Genomic DNA, 22791 nt, shown 5'->3' with positions numbered 1-22791 from the left:
TTTATCTTAATATTTGAATCTCTCCGTCTGTATCAAACCTAATCAGGCGTGAGGGATTTTTTATTTGGGTATCGTCTTGACGGTAAGGTACTACATAATCACATTGCGCAATAATTTGGGGATTAATGAGTTGGTAATACAAAGGTGTTGGCTCTCCACTGATATTAGCAGAGGTAGAGACTATGGGTTTGCCAAAATCGGCAATCATCTGTTGGCAGAAGGTATCTTGCACGACCCTAATGGCTACTGTATTATCAGCAGCTATCACATTCTTAGCCAAATGCAAAGGGTGACTATAAATAATAGTGGTAGGCTCTTGCAAGGTTTGAAGATAGGTAAGCACCTCAGGAGGTATATCTGTTACATAGTGCTGTAACATCACTGTATCACTCACTAAAATGATGAGGCTTTTACTCTCACTGCGTTGTTTTATTTGGAAAATCTTAGCTACCGCTTCAGGATTTGTAGCATCGCACCCTAAGCCCCAAACGGTATCGGTGGGGTATAGAATTACCTTTCCTGCCTTTAATATTTCAGTTATCAGATGGTTATTTGCCATTAGTTTTGTAATTTTGCCCGCAAATATATGTAAAAAATGTATACCTCCATCATATCATTCTTTAAAAGTTTTTCTTTCTTCAAAGGGTGCCTCAAAACCATTGCGGTGCTTATTCCCTTAGGGTTGGGCTATTGCTTTGACCTAATGGATATTGGCATACCTATAGCTTTGAGTGTGATTGCGATTTCGCCCAGCGATATTCCAGGGAATCAAAAACACCTTTACGGAGGTCTTTTGATAGCAACGCTATTAGCGATTCTCAGTTGTGTTTTAATAAATCTCACGGCTCCTTACGAATACTTATTACTGCCTACCATATTTCTACTCACCTTCGGGAACGCTTATATTTCGTTATACGGACATCGCGCTACAATGGTAGCTTTCGCGGGATTATTTGAGATAGCCTCTACTTTAGCCCACTTGCAAACAGGGTGGGGTATTGTTTTGTACAGTGGTTGTGTGTTATTAGGAGGTTTGTGGTACAGTGTATTAGTGTATATATTCCTAAAAATACGTCCGCGTTTGTACAGTGAACAGCTTTTAGGGAAGTGCTTTGCTCTTACGGCAGAGTATTTTTCGGTAAGAGCTGATTTACTCATCGCCAAAGACAGAAGCGAGGGACTCAAAAAGCTCATCAACCTGCAAACAAGCCTCAACGAAAAATATGAAAAGCTCCGTGAAGCCGTACTTGATTCACGGAGCAAATCGGGTAAAACCGATTATCTGCAACGCCAATTTTTGATGTTTATAGAGCTGGTGGATATCTTCGAGTTAGCTTTAGCCAATCCTGTACAATATGAGAAAGTAGACAAGGCTTTTGCCGAGCATCGCGAATATTTACAAACTTATGTAGATTTCCTCAAAGAGCTATCGAGGCAGTTGCAACAAATGTCGGAATACATTGGGTCGCGCAAGAAGATACAATTAGACAACTGTTTAAAAGACTTATTAGCACAAACCAAAGAGAAAAACGAAGCCTTGAAAGCGCTTTCGGAAGTATCGGAAGAAGATAAAGAACGTGCTTTGCTGTTGCGAAATTTTTATATCTATATAGAAAGTCAGTATCATTCTATTGAAAATATCCGACATATTTTTGAGAACTATTATAGCAACGATGCAGGGGTACGCGATGAGAGTACTTATCGCAAGTTTGTGAGTTACCAAAACTACTCGTGGCGACGGCTCAAAGACCATATATCTTTAAAATCTACCTTTTTTAGGCACGCAATGCGCCTATCTATAGTGGTATTTTTGGGTTACCTCATAGGTGATATATTCCCTATCAACAATGCCTACTGGATTATCCTTACCATTTTCATTATTATGCGTCCTGGCTTTGGGATTACCCAAGAGCGCTCACTCAGCAGAGTTTATGGCACTATGATTGGTGGGGTTGCCTCGTTTGCAGTGATTTACCTACTACCCTACCCTAGCTTGTACCTCTATGTCGCTATTTTGTGTATGCCTATTGCTTTTGGGTTGATTCAAGAGAACTATATGTACGCCTCTATATTCATCACTATCAGTGCGATATTTATTTTTGCACTGATTACACCTAATGTTTATAGCCTTATTTATGACCGCCTATTGGATACCGTTATAGGGGTTGGACTATCGTTTGCAGGTAATTATCTCATTTTGCCTACGTGGGAACACAATACTTATAGAGAAGCGGTTACCAAATCAGTAAAAGCTAATATTGGTTACTTACAGCGAGTAAAAGAGATTTTTAATACCGGAGAAGGGATTACCACTGCCTATAAAGTATCGCGCAAAGAAGCTGTGTTGGCACTTTCAAACCTAAATACCACCTTCCAACGAATGTTACAAGAGCCAAAGTTTATGCAGTACAAAAATCCATCAGTATACGGGATTATCGTGATACAGCAAGCCTTCTTAGCCTCTGTGGCTTCGTTTGGCATTAGGTTGAACAGCAAGAAAGTAACCTTCCCTAAAGCGGTATTCAACGAGGCAATTGAGAGTCTTATAGCAGCCTTGCAACACTGTTTGACGTTACTTGTTGAACCTATGGCTACTGTTCAAACCGATTATAAAACACCTATTGAGAAATTCAATCAAGCAATTAAAGAAATTATGGATACCTCTCAAAATACAAATAATTCTTTACCAATTTCAAGGCGTGAGATACAATTCTATGGAGAGCAGTTTAATTATTTATTTGGATTAGCAAAAAACTTAGAACAAAGTATAAAAACAATTAACAATTGATAATTATTAACGGAATTTAAAGATAATACGAGATTGAAAATAAGAAGGTATTGGTCTGCCTCTGTGTTGAGCTGGTATAAACTTAGGAAGTTTTTGAACTGCAAGAATAATCTCTTTACGAGCATATTCAGTAGTACCTATACAATTAAGTACCTTCACAGATCCATCAGTGTTTACACAAAATTGAATAACAGCTTCTCCAGCATCCTCAAAAGGTCTTTCAAGATGTACTACCGATTGCAAATGCCTGTTATAGTATTCATTAAAACACTTATCTTCTTCAGATTCAGGAACAGCTTTACATTCCATAAATCTAACTTTTCGAGTAATCAATGGATAGTTACAAGCTGCCTTTTCAGATACTTCAAAAACAGAAGGATCAACTATAATATTATTAGATATTTTATCTTTTAATTGAGCATAATTTTTAAGACTCAAAAAACAACAACATAAACATATAAAGATTCTCATAGTAAAACATTTTTTAAAACTATGAACAAGGAATATGCCAAGAATTATACAATCATAAAGGAGAATATATGTACGAAAAAGTTGAAGCTATTGTAATATCAAACTTAAAATACAGTGATAACAGTCTCATTGTAAAGTGTTTTACTAAAACACTTGGCACACGTAGTTATCTACAGCAAGGTATACTTTCTGCTAAAAAGAACAGCCAAACCATAGCACTTTTTCAACCTTTTACTCTCTTAGAGCTCGTTGCTACTCATAAGAGTAATGGTTCCTTAGGGCATATCAAAGAAGCAAAAGTAACTACCCCTTATCTCACTCTTCACACCGATATATACAAGAGTACTGTAAGCTTATTCCTCTCTGAAGTATGTGCTCATATATGTACCTCCGAAGCTCCTGATATAGAACTTTTTAACTACTTAGAAGAAAAACTCATCTATTTAGACCGCAATAATTTTTCGGCTAATTTTCATTTAAAATTCTTGCTTGACCTCAGCAAATATCTTGGTTTTTACCCCGATGATAGCGATTCATACCTTCCTTTTTTCAGTTTAGAAGAAGGCCATTTTACAACTACTGAAAATAATACAGCAGTTATTTCAGGAAATGCTCTTTCCTTGTTCAAAACACTTTTAGAAACAGATTATCCAACTCTAAATCAAATTAGAACTAACAAAAACGAACGCAATGCCTTATTGTATCTATTGCTAAAATACTACGAATGGCACTTTCCTAATTTTAAGAAAATAAAATCATTAGAAGTATTACAAGTACTTTTTTAAAATTCTTATCTGCGTTGATTTATAGATCTTTACAATAGAGTATAAAAAGTTTGTATCACTAAAAAATTGTCAGTTTGTAAAAAAGTAGTACTTTTGGAAAATTTTTAGTTTAAAGATTAAAACAATGAATGCAGAATCGCTTGCTATCAATAATATAGAAACTGAAGTAACTTTTACCAAAAAACCTGAATGGATACGCGTAAAGCTCCCTACTGGAAAAAAATACACCGAATTGAGAAGCGTGGTAGATCGCTATAATCTTCACACTATCTGTACTTCAGGTAGTTGCCCTAATATGGGAGAATGCTGGGGAGAAGGTACCGCTACCTTTATGATTTTAGGAAATATTTGTACTCGTTCTTGTGGATTTTGTGGTGTAAAAACTGGACGTCCTGAAAGTTTAGACTGGGAAGAACCTGAAAAAGTAGCACGCTCTATCAAGTTGATGAATATCAAGCACGCCGTACTCACTTCAGTAGACCGCGATGATTTAAAAGATATGGGAAGCATCATTTGGGCAGAAACCGTAAGAGCAGTACGCCGTATGAATCCTAATACTACTATGGAAACCCTCATCCCTGATTTTCAAGGAGTAGAACGTAATTTAAACCGCATTTTAGATGCTGCACCTGAAATTATCTCTCACAATATGGAAACTGTACGCCGATTAACGCGTGAGGTACGCATTCAAGCTAAGTACGACCGCAGTTTAGGAGTATTGCGCTATTTAAAAGAAAATGGCGCTAATCGTACCAAATCAGGAATTATGTTAGGGTTAGGAGAAAAAGAAGAAGAAGTGATAGAAACCCTTCATGACTTAAAAGAAGCTAAAGTAGATATTGTAACTATAGGTCAATATTTGCAACCCTCTAAAAAACACTTACCTGTGAAACGATTTATAACTCCTGAACAATTTGCTAAATACAAAGAAATAGGCTTAGAATTAGGATTCCGCCACATAGAGAGTGGAGCATTAGTTCGCTCGTCCTACCGTGCTCATAAACACTTATTATAATAATAGGTAATGATACAAACAAAAAAGGCTGCCCCATTGAAAGGACAGCCTTTTGTTTATAATAATAACATATTCTCCTATGCGAGCATTGTTACAGGGTTCTCAATGTATGTTTTGAGAGTTTGTAAAAATTGAGCACCTGTAGCACCATCAATAGTACGGTGGTCACAAGCAAGGGTTACTTGCATAGTGTGACCTACTACTATTTGTCCGTTTTTCACTACAGGCTTCTCAACAATTGCACCTACTGAAAGAATAGCAGAGTTAGGTTGATTGATAATAGAAGTAAATACATCTACACCAAACATACCTAAGTTAGACACAGTGAATGTGCTACCTTCCATTTCGGCAGGAGTCAATTTTTTGTTGCGTGCCTTACCAGCCAAGTCTTTTACCAAAGCACCTATTTGAGTAAGCGTTAAAGTATCCGTAAACTTGATAACAGGTACTACCAAGCCATCTTCAATAGCCACAGCCACCCCTACATTCACGTGCTTGTTGTAAAGGGTTGTATCGCCTTTCCAAGAAGTATTTACTTGAGGGTGTTTTTTAAGTGCCATTGCGCAGGCTTTCACTACCATATCGTTGAAAGATATTTTGGTGTCTGGTAAATTGTTGATTTGAGCACGAGATTCCATCGCGTTATCCATATCAATTTCTATTGCCAAATAGTAGTGAGGTGCAGTGAATTTAGACTCTGCCAAACGTTTCGCAATCGTTTTACGCATTTGTGAGTTCTTCACTTCCTCAGTTACTTCTACACCTACAGGAATTACTGTTGGGATAGCTGGATTTGCTGAAGCTGTAGCAGGAGCTGCTGCCGCTTTAGCACTTGGAGTAAAGTTTTCTACATCTTTCTTAACAATACGTCCATTTTCTCCACTTCCTTTTACTTCAGTAAGGTTAATACCTTTATCTTGAGCAATTTTCTTAGCCAAAGGTGAAGCAAACACACGGTCGTTAGCATTAGCTACTGGAGCAGCAGCTGGAGCTACTGTTTCAGTAGGTTTGCTTTCGGATTTAGGAGCTGCTGCTGGAGCACTACCCCCACCTTGTAATGCAGCTAATACTGCATTCACATCAGTACCTGCAGGGCCTATAATAGCCAACAATGAATCCACTGAAGCACTTTCTCCTTCTTTTAAACCTATATACAATAAAGTACCTGAATAAAATGATTCAAACTCCATTGTAGCTTTATCAGTTTCAATTTCAGCTAAAATATCGCCTTCTTTTACTGTATCTCCTACTTTTTTAAGCCAAGAAGCTACAGTACCTTCTGTCATTGTATCACTGAGTCGAGGCATTGTTACCACTTCTACACCTGCAGGCATAGCAACACCTGCAGTGGGAGTATTAGTTACCTCAGCAACTGGTTTTGCTTCTTCAGCTTTAGGAGCTGCTGCAGGAGCTCCACCTCCAATAAGTGCTGAGATATCTTCACCTTCTTTACCTATGATTGCCAAAAGTGTATCTACTTTGGCTCCTTCACCTTCTTGTAACCCTATATATAATAAGGTACCTGAGTGAAATGATTCAAATTCCATTGTAGCTTTATCAGTCTCAATTTCAGCTAAAATGTCGCCTTCGTTTACTTTATCGCCTACTTTTTTAAGCCACTTTGCAACAACACCTTCTTCCATAGTGTCGCTCAGGCGTGGCATAGTAATAATTTCTGCCATTTATGTTCTTGTATTTAATTAGTGTTTTTAGTTTATTTAAAGTCTACTTGGCAAGAAAGGATAATTTTCTTGTTCGTAAACCACATCGTACATAATGTGTTTTTCTGGATAAGGTGATTCTTCAGCGAATTTTTCACACTCTGCCACACGTTCTTTTACACGTTCATCGATAGCTTCTAATTCAGCATCGGTAGCGTATTTTTTCTCTTTGATAACAGCAAGTACATTTGTGATAGGATCTTGTTTTTTGTACTCTTCTACCTCTTCTTTAGTACGGTAGTGTTGTGCATCCGACATAGAGTGACCTCGATAACGATATGTACGGATATCAAGTAAAGTAGGACCATCGCCACGACGAGCTCGTTCTATAGCTTCGTATACAGCTTCTGCTACGGTTTCAGGGTGCATACCATCTACCTCTTGGCTGGGCATTTCATAACCCAAACCAAGTTTCCAAATATTTACGTGGTTTGCAGTTCTTTCTACGGAAGTACCCATTGCATAGTGGTTGTTTTCTACGATGAAAACTACTGGCAATTTCCACAACATTGCCAAGTTAAGTGTTTCGTGGAAAGCTCCTTGTCGCACGGCACCATCTCCCATAAAAGTAAGAGTTACTGCTTCACGATTGAAGTATTTATCGGCAAAAGCTAAACCTGCTCCAAGAGCAATTTGTCCTCCTACGATACCGTGTCCACCATAAAAGCGGTGCTCTTTAGAAAAGATGTGCATAGAACCTCCTAAACCGTGAGAAGTACCTGTGCCTTTACCGTACAACTCAGCCATAATACGTTTAGGGTCTACGCCCAAACCTATAGGATGCACGTGGCAACGGTAAGAAGTAATCATCTTGTCTTTGGTCAAATCCATTGCATGGAGGCAACCAGCAGCTACAGCTTCTTGTCCATTGTAGAGATGCAAGAAACCTCTTACTTTTTGTTGGATATAAACTGCGGCGAGTTTATCTTCAAATTTTCTCCAAAAAAGCATATCCTCGTACCATTTTAGGTACACTTCTTTATCAAATTTTTTCATTTGTTAATGTATATAAAAGTCTATTCGTTTTAAAAATATTTGCAAAGGTGCAAAAAAAAAATAATGTAACCAAAAAATATTTAAAAAAAATTTATACCTTTGTCCCATTAATTCAAATTTATAAACGTAATGAAGATAAAATTAACTTCCGCACTTTTGTTATTGATGACGATGATTTCTTGTAAATCAACGACTACCAATGAGGAGGGGAGTACTGCTAACTACGAAATAGTTCCAGCTCCCGAAATGATTACCACCCTTCAAGCTGATGTCGATAAACCCTTCGTTCTTACAGCTGATACCAAGCTCACTTATCCTGAAAATGATGCTGCTTTGCAACAGTACGCTGGGTTCCTGCAAGAGTACATCAAAAAACAGGCAGGAATAGAAGTGAAAGTAGCTCCTAACCAAAACAACGAAACTAACACTATTTCTCTATCACAAAACTACTCTAACGACAACAAAGAGGCTTACCAAGTAACAATTACTGCTAACAATATTACTATAAACGGAGCTTCTAAAGCTGGCACTTTCTATGGAATACAATTTTTGAGAAAATCAATCCCTGTACAAAAAGTAAATAAAATAACTTTTCCCGCTAAAAAAATCACCGATAAACCTTACTTTGCTTATCGCGGTGCTCATTTAGACAGCGCTCGCCACTTCTTTTCTGCCGACTCTGTGCGCATCTATATAGATATACTTGCTCTTCACAATATCAACAAATTTCATTGGCATCTCACTGATGATCAAGGTTGGCGTTTTGAATCTAAAAAATATCCTGAACTCACTGTGGTAGGTAGTACCCGCAGTCAAACAATGTTAGGTAAAGAATGGGATAAATTCGATGGCAAACCACACGGTGGTTTTTATACCCAACAAGAGATGAAAGAGCTTGTAAAATACGCTGCCGATCGCAATATTACTATCATCCCTGAAATCGATCTCCCTGGTCACATGGTAGCTGTTTTGGCAACTTATCCAAAATTAGGCTGTACTGGAGGCCCCTACAAAGTGAGAGAAACTTGGGGAGTTGCTGAAGATGTACTTTGTGCAGGTAACGACGAAACGTACGATTTTATCAAAAATATATTGGAAGAAGTAACCGATATATTTCCTTCTGAATACATTCATATCGGGGGAGATGAATGCCCTAAAAACAGTTGGAAAAAATGTCCTAAATGTCAAGCTAAAATAAAAGCTTTAGGTATCAAAGGCGACACAAAACACACTGCTGAAGAATATTTACAAAGCCACGTAATCAGCTTTGCTGAAGAAGTGTTAGCTAAAAAAGGTCGCAAGATGATTGGCTGGGACGAAATTCTCGAAGGTGGTTTAGCTCCTAATGCTACAGTGATGTCTTGGAGAGGTATTGGCGGTGCTATTGAAGCTGCTAAATCTAACCACGATGCGATTATGACCCCTATGTCTTTCTGCTATTTCGATTACTATCAAACTGATAAAACTGATAAAGAACCTCTTGCTATAGGTAATTATCTTCCTGTAGAACGTGTATATTCTTTCAATCCTTATCCTGAAGCTCTGAATAAAGAGCAGCTAAAACATATTTTAGGAGTGCAAGCTAATATTTGGACAGAGTATATCAAAACTTTCAAACACGTTGAATATATGGCTTTACCACGTATGGCTGCTTTAGCTGAAGTTCAATGGGCAGACCCTACTAAACCTAAAGATTATCAAGGATTTTTACAACGCTTAATACGCTTACTTCCTATCTATGATGTTGAAGGTTACACTTATGCTAAACATATTTTTGATCTTCGTGCAGAAGTAAAACCTGGTGTAGATGAAATCAATGTTACTCTCTCTTGTTTGCAAGATACTCCTATTTATTATACTACCGATGGTAGTGAGCCCACTAAAAATTCTAATATATACAAAGAACCTTTAAAACTCACTCAAAATACAAATTTGAAAGCCAAAGTATTTGGCAAAGAAGGTGAAAGTGAGTTTAATCAAGAGTTCTTTTTTAATAAAGCAACTGTACGTCCTATAGAGTTTTTGAGCAAACCCACTCAAAACTATGCTTATAATGGTGCTATTACCTTAGTAGATGGAAGAAAAGGAGGTACAAACTCTCGTTCTAGTGAATGGTTAGGTTTTAGTGAAGCTCCTTGTGAAGTACTTATTACCTTAAAAGATAATACTTTAGTAAAAGAAGTGAGTTTCAATGCTTTCATTGAAACTGGTGATTGGATTTATCCTCCTACTAATTTTGAAGTATGGGGCTCTAAGGATGGTAAAAACTACGTGTTACTAGGCAAAGAAAGTTACGCTCTACCTAAAGAACATTTTAAAGAAATAAAAACTTATACTCTATCTTTTCCTGAAAAAGAAGTTACTTATCTAAAAGTAAAAATCAATGAAGTAAACAAGATTCCTGCTTTTCACGAAGGTGCTGCAGGCAAACCTGGTTTCCTTTTTATTGATGAAATACAAGTAAACTAAGTTTTTTATACTCATAAAAAGAAGCTGTCTGAATAGTTTTTAGGTAGCTTTTCTTTTTGTCACAAACAATCAAACTCTATAATTTTTCCCCAAAACCCAAAAAAACACCAACTTTACTTTCGTAACGGCACAATATTTGTACAATAGATAAACACTAAAAATAATTTATACTATGGAACAAAGAACATCTGTAGATATCAGTCAGATAAACGAAAAAATTGAGCGTGAAAGCGTATTCATTGATGCTCTCACCAATGAAATGAATAAAGTAATTGTAGGGCAAAAGCATATGGTTAACGCCCTACTTATTGGTTTATTAGGTAAAGGGCATATCCTTTTAGAAGGAGTACCTGGATTAGCCAAAACGCTTTCTATCAACACTCTTGCTAAATCAGTACACGGGTCATTTAGCCGTATTCAGTTCACTCCCGATTTGCTACCTGCCGATGTGATAGGTACAATGACCTACAACATCAAACAAAATGAATTCTCCATTAAAAAAGGCCCTATCTTCGCAAATTTTGTCTTAGCCGACGAAATCAACCGTGCTCCTGCTAAAGTACAATCTGCCCTATTAGAGGCTATGCAAGAGCGACAAGTAACCATAGGTGACTCCACTTTTAAACTTGATGCTCCTTTTATGGTAATGGCTACTCAAAACCCTGTAGAGCAAGAAGGTACTTACCCACTCCCTGAAGCCCAAGTAGACCGTTTTATGCTCAAAACAGTTATCGACTATCCTAAATTAGACGAGGAACAACAGATTATGCGCGATAATCTTAGCAATAGTTATGCTGTAGTGAATCAAACGGTGAGTTTAGAGCAAATTCTCAAAGCTCAAACAGCAGTACGTGAAGTGTATATGGATGAAAAGATTGAAAAGTATATCTTAAACATCATTTTTGCAACTCGTTATCCTGAAAAGTATAATTTGGCTGAACTTAAGCCTCTTATTAGCTTTGGGGCATCACCTCGTGGTAGTATCAATTTAGCTATGGCTGCTAAATGTTATGCTTTTATCAAACGTCGTGGTTATGTAATTCCTGAGGATGTACGAGCTGTAGTGTTTGATGTATTGCGCCATCGTATTGGTATCACCTATGAAGCAGAGGCTGAAAATATTACCTCAGTGGAGATGATTCACAAAATAGTAAATATAATAGAAGTGCCTTAAAAGTTAAATATCAAGAATTATAAATGGCATACACATTAAAAATTAGTATTGAAGGCTCAAGGAAGCCTATAATATGGCGACGTGTGAAAGTGAATAACAACATCACTTTTGAAACACTACATTATATCATTCAAACCCTTTTTAACTGGGATAATGCGCATTTGTATCAATTTTACAGATTTCCGAAAAACGAACCTCGTTTGTTTATCAAAACTGAAAAGGATATGGAGTTTGGTAGAGAAATGGGCTTTGTAGGTGATGAAGATGAGGACAATAACTTCGATCCTAATGACCCTATGTCTGTTTTCTTGCACTCACGCCGAGATATTTACAAATTGGTAAACAAGACCCTCCTTTCCGATATATTAAAAAAAGAAAAGGATTATATTATCTATGAGTATGATTTTGGCGATTCGTGGGAACACAAAATTGTGTTAGAAGCTATTGATGATGAAACTCTCATCTACCCTATATGCATCAAAGGAAAAGGTAAAACTCCCCCTGAAGATTGTGGCGGTATTTGGGGTTACCAAGCAATGCTTGAAGTACTTAAAGCTGGTAAACCTAAAACTGAAGTAAAAAATTACAAGGAATGGCTCTCTTTCTGTGGTTACAGCTTCCCTTGGGACGAAAATGAGTTTGATATCAATGCTATCAATGAAACTCTCATTATTGATGCTCAAAATAATTACGAAGATTTTCAGTTGGACTTTCAATAATCCCTAACTACATAATTGCTAATTAATTTTGGATACTAAAGAATTATTAAAAAAAGTACGCAAGATAGAGATAAAAACGCGTAAACTCTCCGATAATATCTTCGGAGGGGAATATCACTCTACTTTTAAAGGTCGTGGTATGACTTTCAGTGAAGTTCGCCCCTATCAATTTGGTGACGACATTCGCAATATCGATTGGAATGTAACAGCTCGCTACAACGAGCCTTTCGTAAAAGTATTTGAAGAAGAACGTGAACTTACCCTTATGTTGATGATAGATGTGAGTGGTAGTGAGCTCTTTGGTACCGAACAGCAATTCAAAAGTGAACTCATCACTGAAATAGCAGCTACTTTAGCTTTTTCTGCCCTACAAAACAACGACAAAACAGGTTTGATTCTCTTCTCCGACCAAATAGAACTGTATATACCTCCTAAAAAAGGAAAATCTCACGTATTACGTATTATCAGAGAACTTATAGAGTTTCAACCCAAAAGTTTAAGAACAAATATTTCTGAGGCTCTACAATTTCTCAGCAGAGTGAGCAAGAAAAAAGCTATTGTGTTTATGCTCTCCGATTTTATGGATAAAGGTTATGAGAAACCTATACAAATAGCCGCTAAAAAGCACGATATTACAGGGATTCGAATTTACGACAAAAAAGAAACTGAATTACCTAATTTAGGCTACATAATGGTAAAAGATGCTGAAACTGGAACATTGATGCGTGTCAACACTTCTTCAGCTGCTGTGCGAAATGAGTACACCAAACAATATCGTGAAACGGTGAACTACTTTGAAGCTCTTTGGCAGAAATCGGGTGCTGGCGTAGTGAGTTGTAGAGACGATGAGAGTTACACCCAAAAACTATTAGGATACTTCAAAAATAGGAGTTAGGATTTAGAAAGATAAAGGACTAAAAAATGAAACGAATATTATATTTCATACTAACATTATTTGTATTGCCTACTCTTCACGCACAAGAAGTGAAAGTAGCAACTAGTACAAAAAACATAAAGATAGGAGAACAAATAGAGTATAAAATATCCGTACAAGCTCCTGCCGATGCAGTCGTGGTATTCCCTGAAGGTCAAACTTTTGGAGCTTTGGAAATGGTAAAAACTAATCCTACCGATACCTTAAAAGAGAAAGGTAAATTCCGTTTGGAAAAAGCCTATTACCTCACTCAATTCGACGAGGGTAAATACACCATTCCACAACAAAAAATACAGATTAGCCATAAAGATTTTTATACTGATTCACTACTTGTAGAAGTACATAATGTAGCCGTAGATACGCTCAAACAGCCTTTATATGACGCTAAACCTATTGCCGAAGTAACCTCTCCCTCCTCTTCTCACCTTTGGTTATGGATTGTTTTAGGTATAGTTGCTCTTCTTTTAACTGCTGCCGCTTTATACTTTTTTGTATTTCGCAAGAAAAAACTATCTGCTGAAGAAAAACGTAAAAAACTACCTCCTTTTGAACGCGCTATTCAGGATTTAAAAGATTTACAGAACTCCAAATACCTTATAGAATCACAACATAAAGCCTATTACACACGCCTTACGGATATTGTAAAAGAATATTTGGAAGACGAGGTACATATTTTAGCTAAAGAAAGTACTACTGATGAACTCTTAGCTAAAATCAACAACTTACAAAAAACTGGAAAATTATACTTATCGACAGAAACTATCAATAATCTCAAACGTGTATTACAAAATGCCGATTTAGTGAAGTTTGCTAAGAGCAAACCTTCAGATAACAACGCTGAATACGACCGTGAAACTATTGAAAATGTAGTCATTAAAACTAAAGAAGCTATCCCTATTGTAGAAACAGAAGCTGAAACAAATCAAATAGCAGAAGAAGCGAAGGTTACACGCCCTAATAGAAAATTAAGTCGTTGGCAGAAACGCTTAATTATTGGTCTATGTTCATTAGTATTATTTCTCATTTTTATATTTGGCTACAATAAGATACGATTAAAATATTTCAGTATATATGCTCAATATAATAAAGTGGAGTGGGTAACAAGTGATTATGGCTATCCTATTACCGAGCTTACTACCCCCGAAGTACTCATTCGCAAGCAAATAGTAGATATAGTTGAGTATAAATCGATTATAGACAAACAATACACTTTCTATTACGGTAGTCTCAATTCACCACTCTATATAATGACTAATATCATTACCTTCAAGAAAGATGCCCAAAATACAGCATCTCAGCAAGAAGGACAAGACGGTGGACTTACTTTAGACCCCAAAAAAGTGAATGAAATTGTACTTTCACAATTGGATAAAGCCAAAGCAAAAAACATCACTACCTTAACGGAAGAATATACTTCTCCGAATGGAGCTAAAGGTATGAAAGTATTTGGTAAAATGAGTATCCCTAATGAAAAAGGTAAGTATTTTAATGCTTCGTATGAGCTCTATAGTTTTACTGAAAACAATGCACTCCAACAAGTACTTATTACCTACATCAACGAACCTAATGCTAATAAAATAGCTCAAAGGGTCATCAATTCTATAGTTTTTAAAACAGAATAATATGCTTAAAAATATTACATTTGCCAATCCTCAGTTCTTTTGGTTGCTGTTAGTTTTACCGCTAATGGTAGCTTGGTACATGTATTGGAATAAAAAATCTAAACCAAATGTTACACTATCGTCTACCATCGCTTTTAGAAAGATAAGTTCGTGGAAGGATTACTTATACCATTCTCTTTTTGCTTTGCGTCTATTAGCCGTTGCCTTAATTACTATAGCTTTAGCACGCCCTCAAACACATTCTGAAAATGCACAAACTAAAATTACTGATGGGATAGATATTGTGATGGCAATAGATGTTTCATCAAGTATGCTTTCTCAAGACTTGAAACCTAACCGCTTTGAAGCCTTGAAAAAAGTAGCCTCTCAGTTTGTTAAAGATCGTCCTAATGACCGCATTGGATTGGTAGTATACGCTGGAGAAAGCTATACCAAAACACCTGTAACTACCGATAAGAGTATCATTCTTAACTCATTAGCTGAACTTACTTATGGACAAGTAGAAGATGGAACTGCTATAGGTATGGGGTTAGCAACTGCTGTAAATCGACTCAAAGAGAGCAAAGCTAAAAGTAGAGTGATTATTCTCCTTACCGATGGGGTAAACAACACTGGGGTAATCGACCCGCTTATCGCTGCCGAATTAGCTGCCGAATATGGTATCAAAGTGTATACCGTAGGTATTGGTACTAATGGTATGGCGCTTTCGCCTTACGCTCTCAACCCCGATGGTAGCATAATGTACCGAATGCTACAAGTAGAAATAGATGAATCGTTGATGAAAAAAATTGCACAAATAACTCACGGACGTTATTTCCGCGCTACTAACAACCAAAAACTCCAACAAATTTACGACGAAATCAACAAATTAGAAACCTCTAAAATTGAAGAGTTTAAATACACTGAAGTAGACGAAAAATTCCGCTTATTAGTAATCATTGCTACTGTACTATTGTTACTTGAATTCCTTTTAAAACACACTGTTTTTAGGAATGAAATATAATACAAATGAAAAAAAAAGAAAAAGTAAAATTCATCATTGATACACTTGAAAGTATCTATCCTGAAATCACTATACCTCTACAGCACAAAGACCCTTATACCTTACTAATAGCCGTACTCTTATCGGCTCAAACTACCGATGCACGGGTGAACCAAATCACGCCTATTCTATTTAGCAAAGCGGACAATCCGTATGATATGGTACTACTTTCGGTGGACGAAATACAGGAAATTATCAAACCCTTAGGGCTTGCTCCTATGAAATCTAAAGGTATTCACGGGCTTTCCCAAATACTCATAGACAAATACAACGGTGAAGTTCCTCAGACCTTTGAGGCTTTAGAGGCTCTCCCCTCAGTAGGACATAAAACTGCCAGCGTTGTTCTTGCACAAGCCTTTGGCATTCCGACCTTCCCCGTTGATACCCATATACACCGACTGATGCACCGCTGGAAGCTTTCCGACGGTAGCTCGGTAGTGCAAACTGAGAAAGATGCCAAACGACTCTTCCCCAAAGAAAAATGGAACAAACTGCACGTGCAAATCATCTTGTACGGGCGCGAATACAGTCCGGCGAGAGGCTGGAATATGGAAAAAGATATCATAACCAAAACCATTATACAATCGAAAAAATGAATTTACAACAGCGAGACGAAAAACATTTGTGGCACCCGTATACCCAACATCAAACGGCTGCCAAACCTATTGGAATTGTGAAAGGAAAAGATGCTCTCCTTTGGGACGAGGACGGCAAAGAATACATAGATGCCATTGCCAGTTGGTGGGTGAACCCCTATGGGCATAGCAACGAGCGATTAGCGCAAGCTGCCTACAAACAACTCACTCAATTAGAGCACGTGCTCTTTGGTGGCTTTACACACCGACCTGCGGTAGAGCTTGCTGAAAAGCTTATCAGTATCCTGCCTAAAAACCAACAGAAAGTATTCTTCTCGGACAACGGGTCGACAGCAGTGGAAGTAGGTATCAAGATGGCGTTACAGTACTTTTTCAATAAAGGCGAGAAACGCTTTACGGTAGTTGCTTTTGAAGATGCATTTCACGGAGATACCTTTGCCGCTATGGCAGCTTCGGGTATTTCATTCTTTACTGATGCTTTTAAAGAACACTTGTTGAAAGTAGTGCGCATACCGTTACCCAAAAAAGGAAGCGATGCAGCTGCTAAAAAACTAAAAGAAGTGATTGCCGAACATCACCCTGCCGCCTTTATATTTGAAGCCTTAGTACAAGGAGCTTCAGGAATGCAAATTTATGAACCAGAAGCCTTAGACAAGCTGATTCATATCGCACAAGAAAATGGTGTGATTACCATTGCCGACGAGGTAATGACAGGCTTCGGGCGTACAGGGCGCACTTTTGCTTCGGACTATCTCACTCACAAACCCGATATTATGTGCTTATCGAAAGCTCTTACAGGAGGAACGATTCCGCTTGCAGTAACTACTGCTACCCAAGAGATATTCGACGGTTTTTACAGTGAAGACGTGAACAAAGCTCTTTTCCACGGACATACCTTTACGGCAAACCCCACGGGCTGTGCGATTGCCTTAGAAGCTATTCGCATATTGGAAAGTGACGAAATGCAAGCCAACTTAAAACGTATTGCACGTCGTCATCAGGAGTTTTTAGCCCGTATTGCGAAATATCCATCGGTAGAGAATGCACGTACCTTAGGTGTTATTTTGGCATTCGACCTCAAAACCTCTCAAAATACTGACTACTACGGCTCATTCAGAGATAAACTGTACAACTTCTTCATCTCAGAAGGCGTAATACTGCGTCCGGTGGGAAATATTATCTACATTTTGCCCCCTTACATCATCACAGATGCTCAATTAGACCGAGTGTACGATGTTTTAGAAGAAGCAATACAGAAGTTCTCTAATTTGTAAAAAACATAACCTTGCCAAAGATTTGATTATCTCTCCACAAGGTATATATCTTTAGCAAGGTCATTTTATTATCATTTGTTTAAGTGGAAAAAAAAAGAGTACTTTTGCCGCTTAATTGTAACATTTTTTTTATACAATGAAATTTAAACTCTACTTTTTAATAGCTGCTCTTGCTATACTCCAAAGCTGTAAGAAAAATCCTGCTTCACACCCTGATTCATCACTGAGAGAAACTGGTGAAGAAATTTATGCCGAAGCTCTTACTATAGCAGTAGATACTACGGCTGCTACTTTTGAAAATCTTCCCATCTTGGACACTCACAACAAAAAAGGTATCCAATCTGAAACTTACACCTATTATATACAAAATGGTGGCAAAACACGTTGGCTCTACCAAGATATTCCTTCACGCTTATTTAAAGAGTATCTTTCTGTTTTAGACAGTGTTGCTAACGATGGCTTGGCACCTGAAACTTATAGGCGTACTGCTCTGAAAAAAGCAGTGGATAGTAGTTATGCTCACCAGTTATCCGATGATTACAAAGCTTCCTTAGACAAGGAAATTACTGCCTCGTTCTTATTGTTTACCAAACACCTTACCAGCGGTAGATTTACAAGAATTGCTTATGGCAAACACACTTGGATCAAGCCTAAATATGATGCTCAGAAAAATATTGACCTATTATTGTATATAGGTGATAAAACTTCTTTAGCAAGCGTTATTATACCACTGTTTCCTCAAAACAAGCAGTATGAGCAGATGAAAGCACTCTATCTACAACTCAAAAAACAAGCGGTAGATACTTTTATTACCATTGATTTTCCCGCAAAGGATTTTGTATATGGCTATACTTCCCCTATAGTGGTACATTTGCGCAATGGACTCAAACAGAAGGGTTTTTATGCTACTCCTGAAATTGAGGCTCAAATGGTAGATAGTACCCTTATCAAAACAGTACAACGTTTCCAAAAAAGCAACGGACTTACAGCTGATGGCTTGTTAGGAAAACAAACACTTTACTTCCTGAATATGAACAAAAGTCGTAAACGCGATTTGTTACAACTGAATATGGAACGTATGCGCGTGTTCAATAACGATTTAGGCGAACACTACGCTTTGGTGAACATCCCCGATTTCAAATTATTGCTCTTTCACAAGGACTCGTTACAATTTCAAACACGTGTAGTAGTAGGTAGAACAGAAACCCCTACACCTATTTTTACCGATACCATTCGCTATGTAGAATTCCGCCCTACGTGGTCGGTTCCACAAAGTATTATAAAAAAGGAAATGCTCCCACAGATTATATCACAAGCCGATCCCGAAAAATACCAAAAAAGAGGTTATACTATGTATGAAAAGGGCAAAAAGGTAGACCCTACTACCATTGATTGGACAGACCCTTCTGTACACAAACGCGGTTTCCACTTTGTAGAAGCTCCATCAGCCTATAACTCCTTGGGGTTAGTGAAGTTCATACTCACTAATGGTATGAGTATTTACCTGCACGACACTCCTTCTAAATATTTCTTTCAGCGTGATGATCGCGCCTTAAGTCACGGTTGTGTGCGTGTGCAAAACCCTAATGAATTAGCTTATCAGCTATTGAAAAATGAAGCTACTGAAACACCTTGGACTTTAGAAAAAGTAAATGAAGCTATGAATGGCAAGCGATCTCAATATCGCATTGCTTTAAAAACGAAGTACAAAATAAATATTCTTTACTACACCGCTTTTATAGATGAAAACGGCGAATTAACTTTAAAAAACGACATCTATGATCTCGATAACGAACAGTTAAAAGAAATAAAGCGATTTGAAAGTTAATCTTTCAAATCGCTTATTGCTTTTTTCAATTCTTCTGATGCCTCTACTAAAGGCAAACGCACATAAGGTTCGCACAAACCTTTAGCCGCTAACATAGCTTTAATTCCTATAGGATTTCCTTCTTTAAAAGCTAATGCTGTTCTAGGAAGCAATTTATATTGAAGTTTGTTAGCCTCAACTGTTTTTCCTTGTCGTCCTAAATGCACCATTTCTGAAAATTCTTTAGGATAAGCAATTCCTATCACAGAAATTGCTCCACTTCCTCCCATATACACCGCAGGCAAAGTAGTAGCATCGTCACCAGAGAGCAAAATAAAATCTTTAGGCATATCTTTGATGATATTCATATCGAGCAGCAAATTGCCCGATGCTTCTTTAATTGCTACAATATTCTCAAAATCATTTGCTAAACGCACGACAGTTTCAGTCGTCATCGATACTCCTGTACGTCCTGGTACATTATACAAAATAATAGGGAGTGTACTTTCTTTCGCAATGGCGGCAAAGTGTGCATATAAGCCGTTTTGCGAAGGCTTGTTGTAATAAGGTGTTACTGATAAAATTGCTACAAACGGAGACAAATCGGTCTGTTTGATTTCGTCAATTACATTTTGGGTATTGTTACCACCTATACCTAAAACTAAAGGCAAACGTCCTTTATTAGCCTTGATAATTGTCTCGCGTACGATGCGTTTTTCATCTTTAGTAAGCGTAGGGGATTCACTGGTAGTACCTAAGGCTACTATAAATTCCACTCCGCCTTCGGTTACATAGTCCACAATGCGGGCAAGTGCTTCAGTATCCACCTGATTGTTTTTTGTAAAAGGTGTAATGAGAGCTACACCAGTTCCTGTTAGTTGGTTTGTCATAACTTCTTATTTATGAATAATGGTTCCTAATACTTTTTTTACTTCTTCAGTAAAAACTCTTTCTTCAGTAAGTGGGCAAGCAATAGTAATATCGTTATACTGCATATCAATTCCTTGAAACCCTATTCTCAATTTTGCTTTTATTGATGAGGATAGTAAGAGCAAGGGCAATTTAGGTTCATTGAAATAGTTGATGAGCAAATCATATTCCTGTTCTGCTAAACGATCAGCATGATAATTTCTCACCTTTCCTTGCCAATTAATTTCTTTATCTACTAAAAAAGGAACTCCATTAGCGTGAGTTTCTTCTGAAGTGTGCTTATATCCTAAAACAATATAGTTTTCAGGACGTATGGAATAGTATTTCATTAACTCTAACAGAGGGTTAACTTCCTTCACTACATCCATATCCACAATACAGCCTACTTTCACTAAGTCGCTGTCTAACCTTTTGTTATACTTTTCTAAGGCTTTAAAATTCTTGCGAATTTTATTTTTTAGGTAAAAATTCTTTATGATGTCCAAAATATATTGTAATTTTGCGTGTGATTGCAAAGGTAAAAATAATTTTTAAAATAAAAACATATTTATGAGAAAGTTTGATATAATGAAGCATTATTTTTTTGTATTATTTGTAACATTTGCCTTTTTAGCCTCTTGCACCCCTGCTAAATACACTGTTACAAAAGAGCGTAGCAAAAATATTCCCGTTACCGAATCTATATCACAAAAAACTGATATAGAAAATTTTATAAGTCCGTATAGAGAGCGTATCAAAGCAGAAATGTCTACCGTTTTAGCTGAAAATGCTCGTGATTTAGTAAAGGATAGGAAAACCACCTTGCTTAACACAGGAATCAGCAATTTTATGGCTGATGCTACCTTTGAAATTGTATCCGAGGCATACAAAAAGCGCACAGGCAAGGAGGTTGATTTTGTGATGCTCAATTGGGGAGGTATCCGCTCCGATTTGCCTAAAGGCACCATTACAATGGAATCAGCTTTTAATTTGATGCCTTTTGAAAATGAGGTAATTGTACTCACTATGCCAGGAACTAAAGTAAAAGAACTCGCTGATTACCTCATACAGCACCGTCTCCCCCACCCTCTTTCTAAACAAGTGTCGTTACAAATCACTAAGGATGGTAAAATCACGCACTTCACCATTAATGGAAAGCCTTTTGACCCTAACAAAACTTATGTAGTTGTCACTTCCGATTACCTATACAATGGAGGCGATGAAATGTACTTTTTTAAAGGCGCTTTAGACGCTGATAAAATAGGCTATAAACTCCGCAACGTACTTATTGATTACTTCAAAAAAATAGATATTTTAAACGCTACTGAAGACCATCGTTTTGAATATAAACCTTAATATATTATGGAAAGAAGAACTTTTTTAAAACATATAGGCGCTTCCTCTCTATTGGTAGGGATGGGAGGATTGGGTTCCTTATCAATGAAACCCGCTAATACCAAGCAAATTACTATCTTGCACACTAACGATGTGCACAGCCATATCGACCCACTACCTGCTACCGCCCCCTTTAATCCTAACAAAGGAGGGGTAGCACGCAGGGCTGCACTCATAGACCAAATACGTCAAGAAAACCCTTATACTCTCCTCTTTGATGCGGGAGATATTTTTCAAGGTACTCCTTATTTCAACTTCTACGGAGGTGAATTAGAGTTCAAACTGATGTCTATGCTCAAATACGACGCGGCAACTCTCGGCAATCACGATTTTGACAATGCTCTCGAAGGCCTCTATGCTCAATTACCTCACGCTAAATTCGATTTTATCATCTCTAATTATGATTTTAGCAATACTATTTTAAACGGACATACACTCCCTTATAAAATTTACTATCTTAATGGTATCAAAATAGGTGTTTTTGGTATAGGAGTAGAGTTAGAAGGCTTAGTTAACAAACAGATGTACGGTGAAACTGTATATCTCAACCCTATAGAAATTGCCCAAGATATGGAATGCAAACTGCATAACGAAGAACATTGCGACCTCATTATCTGTCTTTCACACATAGGCTATGAGTACAAAGATAATCCTAACAAGGTGTGCGACTTAAAAGTGGCAGATCAAACATCGTATATCGATTTGATTATTGGCGGACATACGCACACTTTCTTGCCAAAGCCTACTTTGGTAACCAATCGCCGTGAAAAAACAACTTTAGTAAACCAAGTGGGATGCTATGGTATCAATTTAGGGCGTATTGACTTCTTTTTTGAAGATGAAAAGCTGGTGAAAAATAAATCTGTTAGCATTGAAGTTTAATAAGTTAAAAAATATTTAGCAAAAAAGTTAGGCTTTTTTTTGCATATTCAAAAAACTTATGTACCTTTGCACCCGATTTAAAAAGCAAGCCTGAGTGGCGGAATTGGTAGACGCGCACGACTCAAACTCGTGTTCTTCGGAGTGAGGGTTCGATTCCCTCCTCAGGTACAACAAAAAAAGCTATCCTAATAG

20 protein-coding genes and 1 tRNA gene are annotated in these 22791 nt (G+C 37.4%); 15 read left to right on the top strand and 6 right to left on the bottom strand.

The features are described from left to right. Position 1: 1 nt before the first annotated feature. Positions 2–559, bottom strand: coding sequence for an L-threonylcarbamoyladenylate synthase (locus I7X29_RS01210; protein ID WP_198472532.1), 558 nt, complete (start codon positions 557–559; stop codon positions 2–4). 36 nt (positions 560–595) lie between these two features. On the opposite strand from I7X29_RS01210, the gene I7X29_RS01205 reads away from it, so the two are divergent. Further along, positions 596–2788, top strand: coding sequence for an FUSC family protein (locus I7X29_RS01205; protein ID WP_198472531.1), 2193 nt, complete (start codon positions 596–598; stop codon positions 2786–2788). Between the two features lie 6 nt (positions 2789–2794). Here I7X29_RS01205 and I7X29_RS01200 read toward each other — a convergent pair whose 3' ends face one another. Further along, positions 2795–3259: an energy transducer TonB gene (locus tag I7X29_RS01200; protein WP_198472530.1), complete on the bottom strand. Its 465-nt coding sequence runs from the start codon at positions 3257–3259 to the stop codon at positions 2795–2797. A gap of 68 nt (positions 3260–3327) precedes the next feature. Here I7X29_RS01200 and recO point away from each other — a divergent pair, with 68 nt between their 5' ends. Together recO and lipA are read left to right on the top strand one after the other, a co-directional pair. Next, a complete protein-coding gene (recO, locus tag I7X29_RS01195; protein WP_198472529.1) occupies positions 3328–4044 on the top strand; it encodes a DNA repair protein RecO in 717 nt (238 codons plus the stop codon). A 124-nt stretch (positions 4045–4168) separates the two neighbouring features. After that, complete coding sequence (gene lipA, locus I7X29_RS01190; protein ID WP_009412125.1) at positions 4169–5059, top strand: lipoyl synthase; 891 nt, start codon at positions 4169–4171, stop codon at positions 5057–5059. A 77-nt stretch (positions 5060–5136) separates the two neighbouring features. On the opposite strand, the gene I7X29_RS01185 is transcribed toward lipA, so the two are convergent. Both I7X29_RS01185 and pdhA read right to left on the bottom strand, forming a co-directional pair. Beyond that, complete coding sequence (locus I7X29_RS01185; protein ID WP_198472528.1) at positions 5137–6741, bottom strand: pyruvate dehydrogenase complex dihydrolipoamide acetyltransferase; 1605 nt, start codon at positions 6739–6741, stop codon at positions 5137–5139. A gap of 36 nt (positions 6742–6777) precedes the next feature. After that, on the bottom strand, positions 6778–7776 hold the full coding sequence (gene pdhA, locus I7X29_RS01180) for a pyruvate dehydrogenase (acetyl-transferring) E1 component subunit alpha (RefSeq protein WP_009412127.1): 999 nt from the start codon (positions 7774–7776) through the stop codon (positions 6778–6780). A 129-nt stretch (positions 7777–7905) separates the two neighbouring features. Here pdhA and I7X29_RS01175 point away from each other — a divergent pair, with 129 nt between their 5' ends. The 9 genes from I7X29_RS01175 (at position 7906) to I7X29_RS01135 (ending at position 19434) form a co-directional block, all read left to right on the top strand. Beyond that, a complete protein-coding gene (locus I7X29_RS01175; RefSeq protein ID WP_198472527.1) occupies positions 7906–10245 on the top strand; it encodes a beta-N-acetylhexosaminidase in 2340 nt (779 codons plus the stop codon). Between the two features lie 172 nt (positions 10246–10417). Beyond that, complete coding sequence (locus tag I7X29_RS01170) at positions 10418–11419, top strand: AAA family ATPase (RefSeq protein WP_198472526.1); 1002 nt, start codon at positions 10418–10420, stop codon at positions 11417–11419. A gap of 23 nt (positions 11420–11442) precedes the next feature. Next, on the top strand, positions 11443–12138 hold the full coding sequence (locus tag I7X29_RS01165; RefSeq protein ID WP_198472525.1) for a plasmid pRiA4b ORF-3 family protein: 696 nt from the start codon (positions 11443–11445) through the stop codon (positions 12136–12138). Positions 12139–12166: 28 nt separating this feature from the next. Then, the gene (locus I7X29_RS01160) at positions 12167–13033 is read left to right on the top strand and encodes a DUF58 domain-containing protein (RefSeq protein WP_009412131.1); all 867 of its coding nucleotides are present in this window, start codon (positions 12167–12169) and stop codon (positions 13031–13033) included. 26 nt (positions 13034–13059) lie between these two features. After that, complete coding sequence (locus I7X29_RS01155; protein ID WP_198472524.1) at positions 13060–14694, top strand: hypothetical protein; 1635 nt, start codon at positions 13060–13062, stop codon at positions 14692–14694. A 1-nt stretch (position 14695) separates the two neighbouring features. Then, positions 14696–15697: a vWA domain-containing protein gene (locus tag I7X29_RS01150; RefSeq protein WP_198472523.1), complete on the top strand. Its 1002-nt coding sequence runs from the start codon at positions 14696–14698 to the stop codon at positions 15695–15697. Between the two features lie 5 nt (positions 15698–15702). After that, positions 15703–16332 (top strand): endonuclease III domain-containing protein, encoded by a 630-nt coding sequence (locus I7X29_RS01145; RefSeq protein WP_009412134.1) that lies wholly within the window; start codon positions 15703–15705, stop codon positions 16330–16332. Then, complete coding sequence (bioA, locus tag I7X29_RS01140) at positions 16329–17606, top strand: adenosylmethionine--8-amino-7-oxononanoate transaminase (protein WP_198472522.1); 1278 nt, start codon at positions 16329–16331, stop codon at positions 17604–17606. Before I7X29_RS01145 ends, bioA begins: the two co-directional genes overlap by 4 nt. Before the next feature lie 136 nt (positions 17607–17742). Further along, positions 17743–19434 carry a L,D-transpeptidase family protein gene (locus tag I7X29_RS01135; RefSeq protein ID WP_198472521.1) on the top strand — a complete coding sequence of 564 codons (1692 nt, stop codon included), beginning with the start codon at positions 17743–17745 and terminating at the stop codon, positions 19432–19434. On the opposite strand, the gene dapA is transcribed toward I7X29_RS01135, so the two are convergent. Together dapA and I7X29_RS01125 are read right to left on the bottom strand one after the other, a co-directional pair. Beyond that, on the bottom strand, positions 19431–20303 hold the full coding sequence (gene dapA / locus I7X29_RS01130) for a 4-hydroxy-tetrahydrodipicolinate synthase (RefSeq protein WP_198472520.1): 873 nt from the start codon (positions 20301–20303) through the stop codon (positions 19431–19433). The two genes, I7X29_RS01135 and dapA, sit on opposite strands and share 4 nt — an antisense overlap. A 6-nt stretch (positions 20304–20309) precedes the next feature. Further along, complete coding sequence (locus I7X29_RS01125) at positions 20310–20828, bottom strand: DUF6913 domain-containing protein (protein WP_225879469.1); 519 nt, start codon at positions 20826–20828, stop codon at positions 20310–20312. A 64-nt stretch (positions 20829–20892) separates the two neighbouring features. On the opposite strand from I7X29_RS01125, the gene I7X29_RS01120 reads away from it, so the two are divergent. From I7X29_RS01120 to I7X29_RS01110, 3 genes are all read left to right on the top strand, one after another. Next, positions 20893–21678 (top strand): 5'-nucleotidase C-terminal domain-containing protein, encoded by a 786-nt coding sequence (locus I7X29_RS01120; RefSeq protein ID WP_009412139.1) that lies wholly within the window; start codon positions 20893–20895, stop codon positions 21676–21678. 6 nt (positions 21679–21684) lie between these two features. Then, positions 21685–22599 carry a bifunctional metallophosphatase/5'-nucleotidase gene (locus I7X29_RS01115; RefSeq protein ID WP_198472519.1) on the top strand — a complete coding sequence of 305 codons (915 nt, stop codon included), beginning with the start codon at positions 21685–21687 and terminating at the stop codon, positions 22597–22599. Between the two features lie 88 nt (positions 22600–22687). Beyond that, positions 22688–22767 (top strand) — tRNA-Leu (locus I7X29_RS01110). Positions 22768–22791: the final 24 nt, after the last annotated feature.

This window comes from Capnocytophaga periodontitidis, assembly GCF_016126015.1.
Classification (GTDB): Bacteria; Bacteroidota; Bacteroidia; order Flavobacteriales; family Flavobacteriaceae; genus Capnocytophaga; species Capnocytophaga periodontitidis.
This window is presented reverse-complemented; position numbering and strand designations above follow the sequence as displayed.